Source organism: Pseudoalteromonas sp. SG41-5 (assembly GCF_014164495.1).
Taxonomy (GTDB): Bacteria; Pseudomonadota; Gammaproteobacteria; order Enterobacterales; family Alteromonadaceae; genus Pseudoalteromonas; species Pseudoalteromonas rhizosphaerae.
Window position 1 is genome coordinate 14525 of the sequence record NZ_JACJFH010000020.1, and the last position, 20471, is coordinate 34995.

Here is a 20471-nt window from a genome sequence, read left to right on the forward strand (position 1 = left end):
TTAGTTATTTGGTTTAGATGAGGCTTTGCGTGGTGTCGCCGTGATACGAATATCGTCACCGATACACACACTCTCATTAATTGATAAATTAACAACGTCCTGCATACTTGTCAGCTCTGTAAAGTTTAGTAAGCTTTTGCCGTCATTCCCTAACAACTTCGGCGCCAGATAAACAATATATTCATCAATTAAATTACATTCAGTCATTTGGCCCGCTAAGGTTGCCCCTGCCTCTAACCAAATATGATTAAACTGTTGCTGCGCTAGAAGTTTCATGGCAGCCACTAAATCAACTTTATTATTTTTTTCTGGTACTACAATATGGCTTACGTAATGAGGCCATTGCTGTGATTTATCAAGTTCAGTGGTAAGAATAATTACTTCACTGGCAATGCTAAATAATGCTAGCTCAGGTGTTAAACGATTTTGTGAATCAATAATAATACGTACAGGTTGGCGTACAGGTAATTGCGTTGGTAACGGCTCTGGCAGCTCTTCAACACGAACATTGAGTTTTGCATTATCAACTAATACTGTGTCCGCACCGGTTAAAATAGCGCAGCTTTGTGCGCGCTGTAGTTGCACATCTTGGCGAGCCTTAGGGCCCGTTATCCATTTACTTTGACCGTTTTTAAGTGCCGTTTTACCATCAAGGCTTGCGGCCATTTTGCAGGTAATAAATGGCATACCTTGCTCCATGCGCTTTAAAAAGCCACGGTTTAACAGCCTTGCTTGTTGTTCTAACAAACCTGACGCAACCTCAATGCCCGCGTCCGCTAAAATAGCTAAACCTTTACCGGCTACCTGCGGGTTTGGATCAACCATAGCAGCAATTACTTTTACCACGCCAGCAGCTTTTAAACCTTCGGCACACGGCGGTGTGCGACCAAAATGGCTACAAGGTTCAAGCGTGACATAAGCAGTTGCGCCAAAGGCTTGGCTACCCGCCATTGCTAATGCATTCACTTCAGCATGGCCTTGGCCGGCAACTTGATGAAAACCTTCACCAACAATAACGTCATTTTTTACTAATACACAGCCAACATTTGGGTTTGGGGTGGTAGTAAAGCGTCCTTGTTTGGCAAGCTCAATCGCTCGGGTCATATAAAAGAAATCTTGTTCGCTAAACTGATATTGGTTCATATCACTCTCCCAAACGGGCAATTTCTTCACCAAATTCACGAATATCTTCGAATGAACGGTATACCGATGCAAATCTGACGTAAGCGACTTTATCAAGTTTTTTCAACGCTTCCATAATGCATTCGCCAATCAGGTGACTGGAAATCTCACGCTCGCCGGTGGCACGTAATTGCGATTTAATAATATTGACCACTTCATCAACTTGCTCGGTACTGACGGGGCGTTTTTCTAATGCACGATGTAGACCATTAAGGAGTTTATCTTCATTGAAAGGTTCACGGCTACCGTCTTGTTTGATCACCCGAGGCATTACAAGCTCTGCACCTTCAAAGGTAGTAAAGCGTTCATGACATTCATTGCATTCACGGCGTCGCCTTACTTGGTGGCCACCTCCCACTAAACGCGAGTCAATCACTTTGGTATCTTTTGCGGTGCAAAATGGACAATGCATAGGTATCAGCTTCCGTTAAAAACAAAAAAGGCCGCTTTTAGGCGGCCTTTATAATAGCAAAAAACTAGGCTATTGTGATCTAAATTACTGTTTGTAACTCAATTAAGCGTAAACAGGTAATTTTTTACAGATTGCTTTAACTTTCTCTTTTACTTGTGCTTGTACTGACTCATCGTTGATGTTGTCTAGTACGTCACAGATCCAGCCAGCAAGCTCTTTAGACTCAGCTTCTTTAAAACCACGGCGTGTGATTGCCGGTGAACCAATACGTAAACCAGACGTTACAAACGGTGAACGTGGGTCATTTGGTACTGAGTTTTTATTTACGGTGATATTAGCATTACCTAAAGCCGCATCTGCGTCTTTACCAGTGATGTCTTTATCAATTAGATCAAGTAAGAACAAGTGGTTTTCTGTTTTATCAGATACGATCTTATAACCGCGCTCTTGCATTACTGCAACCATAGCTTTAGCATTTTTCACAACTTGAGTTTGGTATACTTTAAACTCTGGTTGTAGTGCTTCTTTAAATGCCACTGCTTTGGCAGCGATAATGTGACATAAAGGACCACCTTGGCCACCAGGGAATACTGCACTGTTAAGCTTTTTATAAATAGCTTCGTCGCCACAAGCAGAAATAATCAAACCACCACGTGGGCCGGCTAATGTCTTATGCGTAGTTGTAGTAACAACATGTGCATGTGGTACTGGGCTTGGGTAAACACCAGCAGCAATAAGGCCTGCAACGTGAGCCATATCAACAAACAAGTAAGCGCCTACTTTGTCAGCGATTTCACGGAATTTAGCCCAATCAACAATACCTGAGTATGCTGAGAAACCACCGATGATCATTTTTGGTTTGTGCTCAAGTGCAAGTGCTTCAACTTGTGCGTAATCAATCTCGCCAGTCGCTTCGTCAAGTCCGTATTGGATTGCGTTATAAAGCTTACCAGAGAAGCTTACATGTGAACCATGCGTTAAGTGACCACCATGAGCTAAGCTCATACCTAACACTGTATCGCCAGCATCTAATAAAGCTAAGAACACAGCAGCATTTGCTTGTGAACCTGCGTGAGGCTGAACGTTAGCATAATCTGAGCCAAACAATTCGTTTGCACGGTCAATCGCTAGTTGTTCAACCACGTCAACATGCTCACAACCACCGTAGTAACGCTTGCCCGGATAACCTTCAGCATATTTGTTTGTTAGCTGTGAACCCTGCGCTTCTAGTACGCGTGGGCTACAGTAGTTCTCAGATGCGATAAGCTCGATGTGTTCTTCTTGGCGAGCAGTCTCTTTAGTGATTGCTTCAAATAACTCTGGATCGAAATCCGAAATATTCATGCTACGTTCTAACATGGGGGCTCCTAGGGCAACGTGTATGGTATTTTGAAGGCTGAATTATACGCTGAAAACGTCAATTTGCCTATGGTGTAAAGATGAACATATTTAAACAGGGATTGAATTTAATTCACAGTGTTTTTGTAATGATATTTTTTTATTAAAGCATCAGAAATTTTAATGAATAAAAGCAAATAACATTTACATTATTTATACCTTAATCTGTTGCATTCGCGATTGTTTACACTATTATGATACCAATGTAATCATGGATGATGAACTAATTTACTATGCTAGCTAAACCTATCTACGAATCAATTCCTTATTGTTATGTCATTGTTGGCGGACTTTGCATTTTACTTTTCAGCACTGTTTTACCAACAGCCATTGGTATTTTTTTATTCTTCAATGGTGCCAACATTTGGCGATTACGCTCAAATTCACGGCGTAAAGATCATAAAGTAAATCGCATTAAAGTTAACAAACACTTTTATTATTATGAATTTAAACCATTTATTTTATTTATGTGCGGATTACTCCTAATCCATTGGGTAGCGAATGAATTAGTTATACTTGCAGGGATTATGATCTGCCTTATAGCCATTTTAATTTTTTGTTTACGAGTTCTAAACCGCCGTTCACGTTCAATAGTTTAATTTTCCATTACTGCTATTAAGTACAATTTAAAGCAATAAAAAACGACATTGCTTTCACATATGCCGTTTATTTTTAGTTTTACTGAGCGGGTAAAAACTAACCTAGTTTAGCTAATAATATTTCACGCAGGATATCGTAATCATCTGCGATATCTTCGGCTAAGCATGGTTTAGCTAATGCATCAGCTAGTGGTTTTGGCATTTCAAGTTCAATATTTAAAATCTCTTCAACACTTTCTTTAAACTTAGCCGGATGCGCTGTTGCCAGAAAAATACCAGCAGAATCAGTTGCTAAGTTAGCTTTTAGGCCCTGATAAGCAATCGCTGTATGTGGTTCAGCAACATAGCCTGTTTGATGAATTTTTTTCATCACTGCTTGGGTATCATTTTCATCAACACTAGTTGAATAAAAATCATCATAACTAAACCATTTGTTATCAAGCATGGTTTGTACACGTGGCCAATTATTAGGTTTACTCACATCCATGGCATTAGACAATGACTCGATTGTGGCATTAGGCGCCCAGTTTTTATCAAGGATAAAGCGCGGTACAGTGTCATTTTGATTGGTTGTAGCGCTAAGTTTAGCGACCGGTAAACCAATCACCGCACCGATCATCGCCGCACATACATTACCAAAGTTACCACTAGGTATTGAGATATGTGCTTTGGCGCGCTGCTCTTTTGGTAATTGCGCTATTGCTTCAAAGTAATAACATACTTGTGCAACAAGGCGACTTATATTGATAGAATTAGCTGAATTTAAACCTAAGCGAGATTTAACTTCATCATCTAAAAAGGCATTTTTAACCATCGCTTGGCAATCATCAAAGCTACCATCTACAGCGTAGCAATGGATATTATTACCCAAAGTAGTAAACAATTTTTGCTGTGCTAATGAGATTTTACCTTTTGGATACAGGATAACCACATCAATATTTGGCTTGTTATAGAACGCATGCGCAACAGCTGCCCCAGTGTCCCCTGAGGTTGCTGTGAGTATTGTGGTTTTTTCACCTTGGCTAAATTGTGCCAAGCACTCAGCCATAAAGCGACCGCCAAAGTCTTTGAATGCAAGCGTTGGCCCATGGAACAACTCTAAACAATAAATATTGTCTTCAACTTCAACTAATTTAACCGGAAAGTTAAAGGCATTTTGCACCATTTGTGCAACCGTATCAGCAGGTAATTCATCACCAATCAAATGCGATAAAATCTTACTGCTACGAGTAACAAAGTCCATATCGAGTAAACTATCAACATCAGCTAAAGGCGCGAGCGATTCAGGGAAAAATACTCCTTGATTACGTCCTAAACCTGTTTTAACCGCTTCAACAAACGACACTTTTTGAGAATCATCTTTTAAATTATGTAATTGCATTATTAGTTCCTTAAATTCTTATAGCTGACGCGTGCCGGCGTTATCGAGTTTACAAATGTGGCAGAAGCCTTGCTCATTAATATAGTTTTGTTCAAGCCACTGTGCGCATTGCTGTGCAGCTTCAAGCGTTTTGCACACGGTAAATAATGTAGGACCAGCACCTGAGATACTGACAATCTCAGCACCAAACTCTGGCAGCGCCGCTTTAGCTTCACTAAAACCATTGATCAGTGGCGCACGATGCGGCTCCGCTATTTCATCACTCATGATAGAGAGTGCTTCATCAAATCGGCTAGTTAACAATAAAGTACTAAACGCTGATAAGCGCTGCGCAAATTCAACGCTCGCATGCATACTTAGCTGTTTTGGTAACACTGAACGCGCTTTGGCGGTATTAAGTGAAAAACCAGGAAAAGCCGCTACGTAATACCAACGCTCATCAACCGGTAAAGCAATTGATTTATTTGGAATTAAATCACCAGTAAGCTGCAAACCACCCAAGTAACACGGAGTGATATTGTCGTAATGACGACCGCCACTGACAATCGCTTCAAAATCAGCCATTAATTCAATTAACTGCACTTGGCTCAGTGCAGTACCTGCAAACTGATCCAGCGCCGCAAATGTGGCTACTACAGAGCAAGCACTTGAACCAAGACCCGAGCCAATTGGTAAGTTCTTTTTTAATTCCAGTTTAACGCTTGGCATGGTTGGCGCTACATGTTCACGAAAATGCACTAAACACTGATACGCTAAATTTTCACTGGCATCGCTTGGTAGTTTATCTGCGTAATCGCCAGAGCATATAAATTCGTCAAGCTCGCTAGGACTTACCGCAACAACATCACCTAATAACGTGCCATCAATAGGAGCAAGCGCAGCACCTAAGGCATCAAAACCAACTGCAAAATTACCGATTGAGGCTGGAGCATATACTTCGATCATTATACTCTCCTAGCGCGATAACGTTTTTAAGATGTCAGCAAATACACCGGCCGCAGTCACTGCTGAGCCGGCACCATAACCACGAATAACAAATGGACGTGGTTGATAGTATGCACTCAAAATTGCTAAGGCATTTTCGCCATCACGAATAACAGCCAGAGCATGCTTTTCATCTACCGCTTCAATACCTACTTTGCAGTGGCCTTGTTTGATAGTACCGACATAACGCAACACTTTGCCTTCACTTGCGGCACTTTGAATACGGTCATTAAACGCAGCATCTAAACTTGGCAATTTAGCCATAAATTCGTCAACGTTATCACCTTGGGCAAAGCCCGAAGGAAGCACTGATTCAACTTCGATATCGCTCAACTCTAATTTCATACCTGCTTCGCGGGCAATAATTAATAACTTACGCGCGACATCAGTGCCCGATAAATCATCACGTGGATCTGGCTCAGTAAAACCACTCTCTTTTGCTTTAATGGTTGCCTCAGACAGTGATAAACCATCTTGCAATGCGCCAAACATATATGACAATGAACCGGATAAAATTCCGCTAAATTCAAGTAACTCATCGCCAGCACCAAACAGTGACTGTAAGTTATCGATTACTGGAAGACCTGCACCGACATTTGTTTCGTATAAAAACTTACGATTATTTTTTTGCGTTGCTGTAATTAAATCTTGGTAATAAGCATATGAACTTGTATTGGCTTTTTTATTTGCAGCCACAACGTGGAAACCGGCATTCAAAAAGTCTACATACTGAGCCGCTAAAGCATCTGAAGACGTACAATCAACCAGCACTGGATTGATTAAATGATTTTGCCTAACAAATTGTTCAACCAGTTTGAGGTCAAACGGTTGTTCTGATGCTGCCAACTTTTGCTGCCAATCGTCAAAAGCAATTCCTTCGCTATCAAGATGTAATTGACGTGAATTAGCAACACCATATAAGTTTAGTTTGATATTACGTTTTTCAAGCCATGCTTGCTGACGCTCTAACTGCTTAATAAGTTCTTGGCCAACTAAACCACAGCCTAATAAAAATACATCAATTGATGGGATATGAGTGAAGAAATTTTCGTGACACACTTTTACAGCATCATTACACAGCTCGCCGTCAATCACTGCTGAAATTGCACTTTCAGTTGAATCCTGGGCAATAGCGACAATGTTAACTTGTGCTTGGGCGAGTGATGCGAAAAATTTAGCAGCTAAGCCTTTATGAGCGCGCATATTATCACCCACTAAAGTAACGATTGCTAAATTACGCTGCACCTGTACAGGTTCAATTAGTCCCGCCTGTGATTCAAGCTCAAACGCAGTTTGCAATGCCTCAAGAGCCAATGGCAAATCTGATTCATGGACACAGAAGCTGATACTAAATTCACATGACGATTGAGTGATCAGTACAATCGAAACATTATCGTGAGCAAGGGCATTAAAAACTTTTGATGCCATGCCTACTTTACCTTTCATGCCGGGGCCTGAAACCGTTAGCATCGCAAGATTTTGTAAACTAGATAACGCTTTTACCGGCTCCGATGACACATTATCATTACTGATCAGTGATCCTTGTGCATCCGGATTATGGGTATTTTTAATTTCACACGGCACGCCAGCTTTAGCGCACGGTAGAATTGTTTTAGGATGGAGAACTTTGGCACCAAAGTAAGAAAGCTCCATCGCTTCTTTATATGATAAAAAATCAACTTTAGTGGCTTTTTTGATATAACGCGGATCAGCACTGTACACACCATCAACGTCAGTCCAAATTTGACATACTTGCGCTTCTAAACACGCTGCTGCAATTGCGGCTGAATAATCTGAGCCATTACGTCCCAGTGTAGTTAGCTGGCCTTGTTCGTTGCTAGCTGTAAAGCCAGGCATAATATAAATAGTCGCAGGATTAGCTTTTAAAGCCGTTTGAAAACGAATTTTACTCGCCACTAGATCAGCTTCCGCATCAATATGACCATTAGTTGATACAATGCAATCGGTTGCTTCGAGGTAGTGGGCGTTATGTGAGCTTAATAAACACTGCATCAGTGATACACTGATGCGCTCACCAAAACTAATAACATAAGCACGCACTTGATCTGGACAACATTGGATGAGTTTGACACCCGCTAGCTTATTTTGCAGTTCGTTTAAATCAGGCCAGTTTTGAACACTACCATATTCAGCTTCTACGGCTGCTTTTAAGCTTTGGCAACGCTCAATTAATGCGTGCCACTGTGTATCATAATCAAGTCCTTGTTCAGCAGCGCTTGCCAGTGCAACCAATGAATCGGTCATGCCACCTGGAGCGGATAGCACCAATAACATTTCGTCTTTTAATTGTGCTTTAACTAACTGTGCTACCTGTTGTAGGCAGGCAAAGTCAGCAAGTGACGACCCACCAAATTTTAATACTCGCATTTTTTATGTTTCCTCATCCCATAAAACGAAAAAAGGCCTGTGTTCGTTGTGAACACAGGCCTTTAAATTTGTTGCACCGACCTATGCCACTATCCAGTAAGAATGGTGGTTGTAATAATAATGGTCAATGCGTGATTATTTGTTTTCATAACCCTTAGACTGCCTTAAACAGGCCTATTCTGTCAACCCCAAATAAAAAGATAAATTATGCTTTTTGATTATAAAGAAATCTAATGAATGCCGAATTTATGCAGTATTTCATTTAATCTTGTTTTATCTATCGGCTTATCAACGAAGGCTATAGCTCCCAACTTAGCGACACGTTGTTTCATTTCAAGTTGAATATCTGCCGAGATAACCAGCACAAAGCATTCAATCTTTTGTGCTTTAATACTCTCAAGAACTTGTACTCCATCGACTTCGGGCATAGTTAAGTCAAGACACAGTAAATCGAAGTTATGTATATGCATTAACTCCAACGCTTCACGGCCATTTTTTGCTTGCATAATATCTGCTGCGATACACTCATTTAAACAGCGTATAACTTGTTTGCGTGCTACTGTTGAATCATCACACACCAGTACGGAAAAATTCATAATATAGACAACTAAAATACGTATAATAGATTACTGAGTAGACAACAAATCACTCAGTAAATAATAATGTTATAATACTGTTGTGATTTTATAACACAAAAATTTAACAGCGATAAGCTTAAGTTTTTGCTGAAAAAAGAAAATTAACAATGTTTGTACTGTTAAATAAGATTATTTTATTTATTTTTAAACATTTATTAGCTAACTTTAGTACTGAGTGTACTCGTTGCTAGGGTATTAATTAAGCTTTGTGAAAAAAATAAAGGAGCTATAGGCCACCGATGCTACAAAAAAGCCTATCAAAAAAGCTACTTACCAGCGTGTTATCCGTCTACTTTTTATTAACTTTTGTAGTCACGTGCGGGCAAGTTATTGCAGAATATGTAAACACGAAAGATTATATACGTGACGAACTGACGACCTTACAAAAAACATTTAGTCGTAGTTTAACCCGTGCTATTTGGGAGCTAAACACTAAACAAACCATCACCACAGCAGAAGGCTTATTAGCAATTCCAATGATTGAAGGTATTATTGTGCGTGACGATAGCGGCGAAATAATCTCACAATTAGGTCGCTCACTCGATATTCGCGAGCTATACAGCCAACAATTAGTACAAGAAGAAGCCATTATCGAAGATACTCCATCTGGCTTATTCGGTTATACCTTTCCATTGATCTTTGAATTTTCTGGCCGCGCCACCCAAGTTGGTGATGTCACGCTATTTTCGAGCCGAGAAGTGGTATTTAGTCGCATTATGATCTCAATTTATTTTTTAATTGGCAATGCGATGATCAAAACTACATTTTTAATCATCTTATTCTTAATGGCATTTAGAAAACTACTCACAGAACCTCTAGCACAACTAACAGAGCAAATTGAAGATCTTCAATTAGATGACCTCGAAGGTCAACATATCGAAATTGAAACAACTGAGCACAACGAATTAAAAGTAATGGAGCAATCATTCAATAAGTTGATCGATAAAGTTGTGCAATACCGCAAAGAGCTTGAACAAACTCAAAAAGCATTAATAATAAGTAACGAAAAGCTCGATCAGCAAAATCTACAACTTGAACAAGAAGTGGCACGTAAAACATCAAATTTAAGTCAAGCTATGATGGATTTACAGCAACAAAAATACGAGTTGGAAAAACAAAAACTAACGCTCACCGAAGAAGTTGATTTGCGTCGCCATACTGAACAAGAGCTGCTCACCAAACAAACTGAAATGCAACGCTATGTTGATGAACTCAATATGGCGCAAGAGCGTTTAGTCAGCTCAGAAAAAATGGCTGCTTTAGGTGGTTTAGTCGCCGGTATTACCCACGATATAAATACCCCGGTCGGTATTGGAGTTACAGCCTCATCCTTTTTGCAAGAGCGCCTAATACAAATTGAAAATGCTTACAAAGATAAAACACTCTCGCCTAAAGCACTTGAAGAGTTTATCAATGATGCCAAACAAAGTACTAGCCTATTAACCACTAACCTAGACCGTGCTTCAGAGCTGGTTGCCAGCTTTAAGCAAATTGCGGTTGATCAAGCCAGTGAAGCCGTGCGCACAATCAACCTAAAAGAATACCTTGGTGAAATTATTCGTTCGTTACACCCTAAGATAAAAAATACCAGCCATCATATAAATTTAGATTGCCCGGTAGACTTAACCTTAAATCTACCTGCTGGTGCTATCAGTCAAATATTTACCAACTTGATTATGAATTCATTGATCCACGGCTTTGATGGTGTCAGCAATGGCATTATAGACATTGCTATTAAAGATGAAGATGACCAAGTAATTATCGACTTTAAAGATAATGGTAATGGCGTTACCGAACAGCAACTTGAAAAACTATTTGACCCATTTTTTACGACTAAACGCGATCAAGGCGGCAGTGGTCTGGGCACACACATTACTTTCAATTTGGTTAAGCAAACCTTGAGCGGCGAAATCGATGCGACAAGCTCACCGGGGAACGGCTTGCATTATCATATTAGTTTCCCTAAAGACATGCCAAAACCTTTGTCTATATTTAATAACTAAATGCGCCGAGACTGTTTGCCTAACACTTTGCTTAATTGCTAAACGTTTGGCCAATCAGTCATTTGCGCATCAGCTTTTTATTGTTATGATTGGGCAAATTTACCGAATGGATCAATCTCCCTATGTGGTTTAGTAACCTTATTTGTTACCGCTTTAAGCAAGACGTGTCGTACACCCAAGAAGACTTTGAGAAAGCCTTAGAGCAAGATTTATTTCGCCCTTGCGGTAGTCAAGATTTAAGTACATTTGGCTGGACCAAAGCCTTTGGTAAACATGGTGATACCCTTTCTCATTTCTCACAAAAGAGTATTTTGGTTTGTGCTAAACGTGAAGAAAAAGTACTTCCTGCATCCGTTATCAACGACATGGTTGCTGAAAAAATAGAACTTATCGAAGCCGAAGAAAATCGCCCTGTTAAGAAAAAAGAAAAAGACGAGCTCAAAGAAAATATCCTCCATAGCTTATTACCGCAAGCCTTTAAAAAGTCGAGTTTACAGTTTGCCTTTATTGACCAAGAAAATGGCTGGGTAGTCGTTAACAGTGGTAGTTTTAATAAAGCAGAAGAGTTACTGGCACTACTGCGCAAATCATTGGGTACATTGCCGGTAGTTCCTGCATTTGCAAACTATGATTTAGATGTGTTTTTAACGGACTGGTTAACTAACTTCAGTACACCTGAAGGCTTTGCTATAGGCTCTGACGCAGAGCTTGAAGAAGCAGACGATAGCGGTGCTCAAGTTAAGCTTAAAGGCCATGATTTAGCTTGTGATGAAGTTAAATCGCACCTTGAAAGCGGTAAACGCGTAACTAAACTTGCACTAGATTGGCAAGAGCGCCTGAAGTTCATGCTGCAAAATGATGGCTCTATTAAGCGCTTAAGCTACTCTGAAACATTAAAAGAAGAAAACGCCGACATCCCTAAAGAAGATATGTTAGTCAAACTTGATGCTGACTTTATTCTCGCTTCTGAAGAAATTAAGCTAATGCTAGAAGAACTTACGGCTGGTTTAGGTGACGTTGAAGATTTAGCCTAAATTTTGACTAAGTTTTAAATACTAAAAAAGCGCCCTATTGGCGCTTTTTTTAACTGACGACTTAGCTTAATTAAATACTGATTTCACATCATCAAGCATATCGTTGTATTCATCACTTGAGAAAATATCCAGTGATGGGATCACACCTTTATCAATGTAAGTTTGTAATGCCGCTGACTTATCAGATACTTGTAAAATACCTTCCATAATCGCACCGATACGAATGAAATCAACATAGCTAATATGTTCTGGACGATAGTTAGGATTGGCCCAGCTTTCTGCTACTTCAACAAATTCATCAGTAAACTCCCAAGCGCGCATGATGGCTCCCCCTACTTTACCGCTAAGCTTTTGAATCGCATGCGCTAAAAAGCTTGGATTGGCAAATACTTCTGGGTGACGTTCCGCTTCCGTCAAAATAGGCAATACACCAATGTTATAAACCAATGATGCGAGTGTAATGGTGTCACGATTCAATGAGGTCTGCTTGTTTTTCTTAAGGAAAAACTCCATCACAGTAATTGAGTGACATGCTACTTTTAAAGTTTTCTGCCACGCCTTATCCATATAACCTTTGATCAGCTCATTATTTGAAACAAATAGTTGCTCCATCGCCATTGCTGTTGCGATATTTTTGATCTGACGCAGACCAATTCTCGTTACCGCTTGATTTATATTAGAAACTTTAACTGTGCGCCCCATAAAAGCACTATTTGCGACTTTTATCATCCGTGCTGCTAATGCCGGATCATGAGAGATCACATCAGCCATTTGCGCTAAATTTACATCTGGATTATCGGCAGCTTGACGTACACGAACCGCAACCTCAGGCAAGGTTGGTAAAACTAACGTGTCATTATTAATACGATCAACCAAAATGGTCAGTAGTGCGTTTTCTGTTGACATAAATGTGCCATCCTTTTGTATTGATTTTTTAATACATCCAAACCATGGAATGTTTATTTCTTATAGATACAGTATTGTCTAAGTTACCGCTAAAGTTAAGGAAATTATAGAAATTATGTTAGTTTATTTTTCTACTACAGTTTATATCCCTTCGCTTAGACCATCACAACACAGGAAACTTGCTATTTGCGCATAAGATTTGCTTTAATGCTGGCATAACAAGGAAGCGAAATACCCTCTCAAGGGTATCTATAATTAAACTTACTTTTTAACAGGCAATATAATGACTCTCAATAAAATTAGCCAAGCACTTATTCTTACCGGTGCCGTTTTTCTTAGTGCATGTTCAGATCAAGCCAGCGCACCTAAAGCGTCAAATGCTGCTGCAGCCCCTACAAAGCAAGTACAAGATAGCGGCCCACAACTTATTAACGCTGACACTAGTCGCCTTGATATCTATACCGATTTTAGTTTAACCACTGATTTATCACATTTAAGCGACAACCAAAAAGCGTTAATAGCAAAACTTATTGATGCGTCTAAAATTATGGATGATCTATTCTGGCGCCAAGCATTTGGTGAAGATAAAGCGGCATTTTTAGCCAAAATCAATGATCCTAAAGTACAAAAATTTGCCGATATTAACTATGGACCATGGGATAGATTAAATGGCGATCAAGTCTTTTTGTCAGGCTATGAAGATAAAACAGCCGGAGCTCAATTTTATCCAGCCGATATCTCTAAAGAAGAGCTAAACAAGGCTGACGTAGCAGATAAAAATGGTCTGTATTCAGTCATTAAGCGAGATGAACAAGGCAAGCTGTATAGCGTTGCCTATTCGGTTGAATATGCTAAAGCGCTTGAAAAAGCAGCTAACTTATTACGTGAGGCGAGCAAGCTTGCCGATGATAAAGAGTTTGCTAGTTACCTGAACTTACGTGCAGATGCACTACAAAACGATGATTATCAAGCATCAGACTTTGCTTGGATGGACATGAAGAACAACCCGATCGATATCGTTATTGGTCCAATCGAAACCTATGAAGATCAATTGTTCGGCTCTCGCGCAGCCTTCGAATCGTATGTCTTAGTGAAAGATTTAGCATGGTCAGAGCGTCTTGCAAAATTTGCAGCATTTTTACCAGAGCTACAAAAAGGCCTCCCTGTTGATGCCAAATACAAACAAGAAGTGCCTGGCTCTGATGCGGACTTAAATGCATATGATGTTGTTTACTACGCAGGTCATTCTAATGCTGGCAGTAAAACCATTGCCATTAACTTACCAAATGACGAACAAGTACAACTTGAAAAAGGCACTCGCCGTTTACAACTGAAAAATGCTATGCGCGCTAAGTTTGATAAAATATTGGTGCCAATCGCTGAGCAGTTAATTGTTCCTGAGCAACGTAAACACATTACTTTCGATGCATTTTTTGCCAATACCATGTTCCACGAAGTCGCTCATGGTTTAGGGATCAAAAATACTATCACAGGTAAAGGCACTGTTCGTCAGTCTTTACAAGAACATGCCAGTGCTTTAGAAGAAGGCAAAGCCGATATCTTAGGCTTGTACATGGTTGAGCAGTTACTCAAAAAAGGTGAGATCACTGAGGGAACACTTGAAGATTATTACATCACTTTTATGGCCGGTATTTTCCGCTCAGTGCGTTTTGGCGCATCAAGTGCCCATGGTAAAGCAAATATGATCCGCTTTAACTTTTTCGCAGAAGAAGGTGCATTCTCTAAAAATGAGCAAGGCCTTTACAGCGTAAATATGGAAAAAATGGGCCAAGCAATGGCCAAGCTATCTGGTTTGATCTTAACCTTACAAGGTGATGGTGATTATGAGAAAGTTGATCAACTGATTGCCACACATGGTGATATCAAAGTGGAACTTGCTAAAGATTTAGAAAAACTAAGCCAAGCTAATATCCCTGTAGATGTCACCTTTAAACAAGGTAAGAAAGAGTTAGGTTTAGAGTAATATAATTAATACTAAAAAGGCGTTTTAGGGGCTCACCTAAAACGCCTTTTTTAATTCAATATTGCTATTACGGGAATGCTAAACCATATTTTTCACTCATTTTTTTTACTTCACCATTAGCAATCATATTATTTAATTCTTTATCGAATAAGGTAATAAACTCATTTAAATTACGTTTTTTTGAAAAACCAAAGTAGCCTTTATTAACAATTAATGGCGGCTGTAACTGTTTCACTTGATTGGCTAAACTTAACTGCTTAATAACGGGCTGTGCGGCTCTTGGATGAGTCACTATAATATCGACACGGTCATGAATTAATTGCAAAAAACTGGCTTCAACAGTGCCCACTTCAGAAATTTCTAACTGACTTTTATATCGCTCAAAATCGTCACTATAGTTCCAACCTCGGGTTAACCCTATCGATAACTCTTTTAATGTCTCTAAATTATTATGCCACTGAAATTCATTACTATTTTTGACATAAAAAACCAGCGGGTCTTGATAGAAAGCAGCCTCACTATAAACCATATACTGCTCTCTAATAGCCGACTTATAAGGACCTATAAATGCATCAGCCTTACCAAGCTCAACCATTTTTAGCGCCCGTTTAAAAGGCAAAATATCAATTTTAATTTGGCAACCTAAACGCAGGCAAATTTCACCTGCGATGTCGGCGCCTAAGCCTTCTATTTGACCTTGTTCATTTTTTTCAAGTACCGACGGAAAGGTGGTACCAACAAAGTAAAATGTATTTGCAGCACTGTGATGCGAAAATACACTTAGCAAGGTAAACAATACAAAAGCTTTCATCAGTTAGTTTGCAATCCCTATATACTGAGTGTAATAAACAGCCACGATTTAGTGACCCTAAGCATAGTCTATTTTTACCCAACGAAAAATCATAATACTGTGATCAAACTCTATTATGTAAACACTCAACCACGATTAAAAATGTGTTTTTAAACGTGCCAATTGCTCTTCACTATAAGGCACTGCGGGATATTTACCCCATACTGGCGCAGGCCATGCGACATCGGTTTTATAGCGAGCAATATGATGAATATGTAACTGTGGAACCATGTTACCAAGCGCTGCGACATTAAGTTTATCTGGGTTAAGTACCTCTTTGAGTAGCCGACTTAACTTCGCTGACTCTTGCATTAGCAATACCTGTTCAGACTCGCTTAGATCAATGCTCTCTTTTAAATTAGCTTTACGAGGCACTAAAATAAACCACGGGTATTGACTATCATTCATAAGTAACACTTTGCATAATGGCCAATCGGCCAGTTCAATACAATCACGTACAAGTTCTGGAGCTAAAGAGAATTCAACGGTCATTTTTATTCCTTACAAATTAAGTGCATTACATTTTCGCTACTTTATAGCATTTAGTTGCAGTTGCCCACGCTTGGCTTTACCATCGTTGCAGTTTTTATTCGAGCGAAGGTAAACACGTGTTAAAAAAAATTAAACACCTCTCATACTTGCTACCTTTGGTGGCAACAGCCATCACAGTGCAAGCGAAGCCTCTTACTTTAGAACGTATTTTTGATGATCCAAGTTTAGCGGGTAAAGCACCTGTACAGCTTAAGTTTTCACCAGACGGTAGCCGAGTTACCTACCTGCAAGGTAAAAGCGACGATTACAACCGTTATGATTTGTGGGAATATAATTTAAAAGATAACAAAAATCGTATTTTAGTCGACTCTGCCAAACTTTTTTCAGGCCCCGAAAACCTCTCTGACGAAGAAAAAGCACGCCGTGAGCGCCAACGTATTTTTGGTAAAGGTATTTTAGAATACAAATGGTCTAAAGACGGTAAAGCCTTGTTATTTCCACTTAATGGTGACCTCTATTATTACGAGCTAGGAGCAGGAAAAAGCCGTAAACTGACCGATACTGAGGCATTTGAAACCGACGCACGCTTTTCACCAAAAGGAAACTTTGTCTCGTTTGTCCGTGAACAAAATCTTTATGCGCTAAATCTTAAATCAGGTAAAGAAATTCAGCTGAGTAAAGATGGCGGCGGTGTGATCAAAAACGCCATGGCGGAGTTTGTCGCGCAAGAAGAAATGGGCCGAATGACAGGTTATTGGTGGTCTGGTGATGAATCAAAAATAGCCTTTACTCGCATTGACGAAAGCCCAGTTAAAGAAGCTATCCGCAATGAAATTTACGCTGATGAAGTGAAACTGTTTAACCAACGCTACCCATTTACCGGCACTAATAATGTAAAAATTCAACTTGGTGTGGTTAAGCTCGATAATCAAAAAACTGATTGGATTGATCTAGGTAAAGACGAAGACATTTACATTGCCCGTGCAAAATGGTTAGAAGATGACAAAACCCTATCATATCAGTGGCAAAACCGCTCACAGCACAACTTAGAATTGCGCTTTTATAACAGCGAAACAACAGAGCAAAAAGTCGCCTTAACAGAAACTAGTGATAGCTGGATCAACTTACATTTTGATCTACAGTTTTTGAAAGACAAAAAACATTTTGTTTGGGCCTCTGAGCGCAATGGCTTTAAGCATTTATATCTATATCGTACCAATGGTAAGTTAGTGCGTCAGATCACCGATGGTGACTGGGTGGTTGATAGCTTAAAAGGTATTGATGAGAAAAAAGGCATTGTCTACTTTGCCGGACGCAAAGACACGCCTTTGGAAAGCCAGCTATACAGTGTTCCACTGTTTAAAAAGGGCGATATTAAACGTATCACGGAGCAAGGTGCTTATCACAATGTGGTAATGGCAAAAGACAGTAAAACTTTTATTGATAACAGTTCATCGGTCAACAAACCAAACTCAGCGGCACTGCGTAAAGTAAACGGTGAATTTGTTACTTGGTTAGAGCAAAACAAACTTGATGAAAACCATCCTCTGACCCCTTATCTTGCTGATCTAGCAGAGCCTGAATATGGCACTTTGACTGCTGATGATGGTCAAGTGATGCACTATCGTTTATTTAAACCTGCAACGGTAAATGATGGTAAAAAACACCCTGTTCTTGTCAATGTCTATGGCGGCCCACACGCACAACGCGTAACCAATAGTTGGCGCAGCAAGAACTTATATTTCCAATATATGGCACAGCAAGGTTATGTAGTGTTCCAATTAGATAACCGTGGTTCGTATAATCGTGGTAAAAAATTTGAAGATGCCATTTACAAACATTTAGGTGTGGTTGAAGTGGCTGATCAAATCAAAGGTGTCGAATTTTTACGTACGCTTGATTATGTTGACCCACAACGCATTGGTATTTATGGTCACAGTTACGGTGGCTATATGGCATTAATGACCATGTTTAAAGCTGGTGATTATTTTCAAGCAGGCGTATCTGGAGCGCCAGTGACTGATTGGGCACTGTATGATACTCACTATACCGAGCGTTATTTAGGACATCCTGATACAAATGCCAAAGGCTATGCAGACAGTGCGGTATTTCCATACGCAGATGGCTTGAAAGGGCCATTAATGATCTACCATGGTATGGCCGACGATAACGTATTGTTTACCCATGCCACTAAGTTATTCAAACAATTGCAAGATAACGAAAAGCAATTTGAAATGATGACTTACCCAGGTTCCAAGCACAGCTTACGGGGTAAACAAGTGCAAACTCACTTGCATCAAACAATCACTAACTTCTTTAATCGTCATTTTGATGTAGAGTAAGTCAGTATTGACTCCCCAAGTTAGACTAAAGGCTGATTGAAAAATCGGCCTTTTTTTTGACTTAATGATAATCCTATTTATTTAAAATAATTTAGACCAAAACAAGGGACAGTTAACTAGATTTTAAAGTAATATTTACTACGCTTAATATATGCGCGCCTACTGCGAGCACTTCTAAAGGATTTTTTATGTCGTACCTACGCCGTTTTACTATTTTTCAGCGCTTAGCTATCTTGGTAAGTTTGGTCGTTGTTGGTTTACTTTTTTTAAGTATTACCAGTTTAACTCAGCAATATAGTTCACTCAAAGCAGGCCAATATACGAAAACAAAAAATCTGGTTGAAGCTGCTTATAGTGTTATTACCCATTATCATTCATTTCAACAAAGCGGCGAACTCACCGAGCAACAAGCCCAACAAGGTGCACTAACTACGATAGCTAGTATTCGCTATGACAATGACAATTACTTCTGGATCAATGATTTTCAGCCAGCCATGGTTATGCACCCTTTTAAACCAGAGTTAAACGGTAAATCACTCAGCAACAGTAAAGACCCCGATGGCGTACCGTTATTTGTTGAAATGGTTAAAATAGTTAAGCAAAGTGGTGAAGGTTTTATCCCTTACAAATGGCCTAAACCAGGCAAAGATCAGCCAGTTGATAAAATAGCCTATGTGAAAGGTTTTACCCCATGGCAATGGATAGTCGGTTCAGGTGTCTATATTGATACTATTGATGAGGCTTTTGCCAGCTTACGGAATTTAGTTATTCTCAATGCCGCAGTGATTATTTTGCTATTAATTAGTTTAAGTTACTTAATCGCCAGAAGTATTTTATTACCAACTCGGCTTGCTGCAAATATGATGAAAAGTATCTCTCAAGGTGAAGGGGATTTAACCCAAACCTTAGATGAAAATGGTAATGATGAGGTATCACGGTTATCTCGCCACTTTAATTTATTTACTACCAAAATGCGTGAGTCACTTAAACAAGTGGCAAATAATGCCAATGATGTTAACCAGCATGCCCAAACAGTGGATGATGCGAGTAAAACCAATCATTCTTTTATTGAACTGCAAAACGATAGCTCAACGCAAGTCGCTGCAGCAATGGAGCAAATGACCCACCAAATTCATGATGTAAGTCGCAATGCCGAAGCGGCTGAACAAGCCGCTAACCAAGCCGCGGTGAATGCATCTGAAGGTAAAGAAGTCGTTGCTAAAACAATCCAAGCCATAGAAACACTGTCCAAAAATATTGAGATTGTGAGTCAAGTTACCGCTGATTTAGCTCAAGAAAGTAATAATATAGGATCGGTACTAGACGTGATACGCGGTATTGCGGAGCAAACCAATTTACTGGCACTCAATGCTGCAATCGAAGCGGCACGTGCTGGCGAACAAGGCCGGGGGTTTGCCGTTGTAGCTGATGAAGTACGCACTCTTGCAAGTCGCACAGGCAAGAGTACAGACGAAATTCAGGCGATGATAGCCAAATTACAAAAAGGCGCAAAGGCGGCCGTAGAGGCGGTAACAGCTAGCCAACAATTATCCACCAGCACAGTACAACAAGCCGGATCTGCCAATACCTCATTAACTGAAATTGAACGTCTGGTGTCAGTGATCACCGATATGAATGGTCAAATAGCCCGTGCGACTGAGCAACAATCAAGTGCTGCGGATGAAGTCAATTTGCGAATTAATGAACTATCGCAATCAACCGAACAGTCTCTGGCCAATACATCACAACTTTCTGGTGCGAGCGATAATCTTAAACACAGTAGCCAACAGCTAACTGATGTGGTTAATCGCTTTAAATTAGATTAATTAACAAAAACAAATTACAAAAAAGCCCCGTCATTTTATATAACGGGGCTGT

At 39.8% G+C, this 20471-nt stretch carries 15 protein-coding genes; 5 read left to right on the forward strand and 10 right to left on the reverse strand.

Going from position 1 to position 20471, the window contains the following annotated elements:
• The 7 genes from ribD to H5232_RS07585 all read right to left on the reverse strand — a co-directional run bounded on the left by ribD (position 1) and on the right by H5232_RS07585 (position 8940).
• Positions 1–1143, reverse strand: a complete 1143-nt coding sequence (ribD, locus tag H5232_RS07555; RefSeq protein ID WP_182718315.1) for a bifunctional diaminohydroxyphosphoribosylaminopyrimidine deaminase/5-amino-6-(5-phosphoribosylamino)uracil reductase RibD — start codon at positions 1141–1143, stop codon at positions 1–3.
• 1 nt (position 1144) lies between these two features.
• Positions 1145–1594, reverse strand: coding sequence for a transcriptional regulator NrdR (gene nrdR, locus H5232_RS07560; protein ID WP_016708083.1), 450 nt, complete (start codon positions 1592–1594; stop codon positions 1145–1147).
• 102 nt (positions 1595–1696) lie between these two features.
• The gene (glyA, locus tag H5232_RS07565; protein WP_145241140.1) at positions 1697–2953 is read right to left on the reverse strand and encodes a serine hydroxymethyltransferase; all 1257 of its coding nucleotides are present in this window, start codon (positions 2951–2953) and stop codon (positions 1697–1699) included.
• Positions 2954–3688: 735 nt separating this feature from the next.
• Complete coding sequence (thrC, locus tag H5232_RS07570) at positions 3689–4972, reverse strand: threonine synthase (RefSeq protein ID WP_182718314.1); 1284 nt, start codon at positions 4970–4972, stop codon at positions 3689–3691.
• A gap of 18 nt (positions 4973–4990) precedes the next feature.
• The gene (gene thrB / locus H5232_RS07575; protein ID WP_182718313.1) at positions 4991–5917 is read right to left on the reverse strand and encodes a homoserine kinase; all 927 of its coding nucleotides are present in this window, start codon (positions 5915–5917) and stop codon (positions 4991–4993) included.
• Positions 5918–5926: 9 nt separating this feature from the next.
• The gene (thrA, locus tag H5232_RS07580; protein ID WP_182739783.1) at positions 5927–8344 is read right to left on the reverse strand and encodes a bifunctional aspartate kinase/homoserine dehydrogenase I; all 2418 of its coding nucleotides are present in this window, start codon (positions 8342–8344) and stop codon (positions 5927–5929) included.
• A 230-nt stretch (positions 8345–8574) separates the two neighbouring features.
• Complete coding sequence (locus tag H5232_RS07585; RefSeq protein WP_179959161.1) at positions 8575–8940, reverse strand: response regulator; 366 nt, start codon at positions 8938–8940, stop codon at positions 8575–8577.
• Positions 8941–9221: 281 nt separating this feature from the next.
• On the opposite strand from H5232_RS07585, the gene H5232_RS07590 reads away from it, so the two are divergent.
• Entirely contained in the window at positions 9222–10985 is a 1764-nt protein-coding gene (locus H5232_RS07590) for a HAMP domain-containing sensor histidine kinase (protein ID WP_182718311.1), read from the forward strand.
• 122 nt (positions 10986–11107) lie between these two features.
• Entirely contained in the window at positions 11108–12019 is a 912-nt protein-coding gene (gene rdgC, locus H5232_RS07595; RefSeq protein ID WP_145241151.1) for a recombination-associated protein RdgC, read from the forward strand.
• A 66-nt stretch (positions 12020–12085) separates the two neighbouring features.
• On the opposite strand, the gene H5232_RS07600 is transcribed toward rdgC, so the two are convergent.
• Entirely contained in the window at positions 12086–12925 is an 840-nt protein-coding gene (locus H5232_RS07600; RefSeq protein ID WP_149981203.1) for an HDOD domain-containing protein, read from the reverse strand.
• Between the two features lie 283 nt (positions 12926–13208).
• Here H5232_RS07600 and H5232_RS07605 point away from each other — a divergent pair, with 283 nt between their 5' ends.
• Positions 13209–14909: a dipeptidyl-peptidase 3 family protein gene (locus tag H5232_RS07605; protein ID WP_182830727.1), complete on the forward strand. Its 1701-nt coding sequence runs from the start codon at positions 13209–13211 to the stop codon at positions 14907–14909.
• A gap of 67 nt (positions 14910–14976) precedes the next feature.
• Here the strand turns inward: H5232_RS07605 and H5232_RS07610 are convergent, their stop codons facing one another.
• Together H5232_RS07610 and H5232_RS07615 are read right to left on the reverse strand one after the other, a co-directional pair.
• Entirely contained in the window at positions 14977–15720 is a 744-nt protein-coding gene (locus H5232_RS07610) for an ABC transporter substrate-binding protein (RefSeq protein ID WP_182767646.1), read from the reverse strand.
• Between the two features lie 135 nt (positions 15721–15855).
• Complete coding sequence (locus H5232_RS07615) at positions 15856–16251, reverse strand: HIT domain-containing protein (RefSeq protein WP_182718309.1); 396 nt, start codon at positions 16249–16251, stop codon at positions 15856–15858.
• Positions 16252–16367: 116 nt separating this feature from the next.
• Between H5232_RS07615 and H5232_RS07620 the strand changes: the two genes are divergently transcribed.
• Both H5232_RS07620 and H5232_RS07625 read left to right on the forward strand, forming a co-directional pair.
• On the forward strand, positions 16368–18593 hold the full coding sequence (locus tag H5232_RS07620) for a S9 family peptidase (protein WP_182767647.1): 2226 nt from the start codon (positions 16368–16370) through the stop codon (positions 18591–18593).
• A 188-nt stretch (positions 18594–18781) separates the two neighbouring features.
• Entirely contained in the window at positions 18782–20419 is a 1638-nt protein-coding gene (locus H5232_RS07625; protein ID WP_182830728.1) for a methyl-accepting chemotaxis protein, read from the forward strand.
• The last annotated feature ends 52 nt before the right edge of the window (positions 20420–20471 follow it).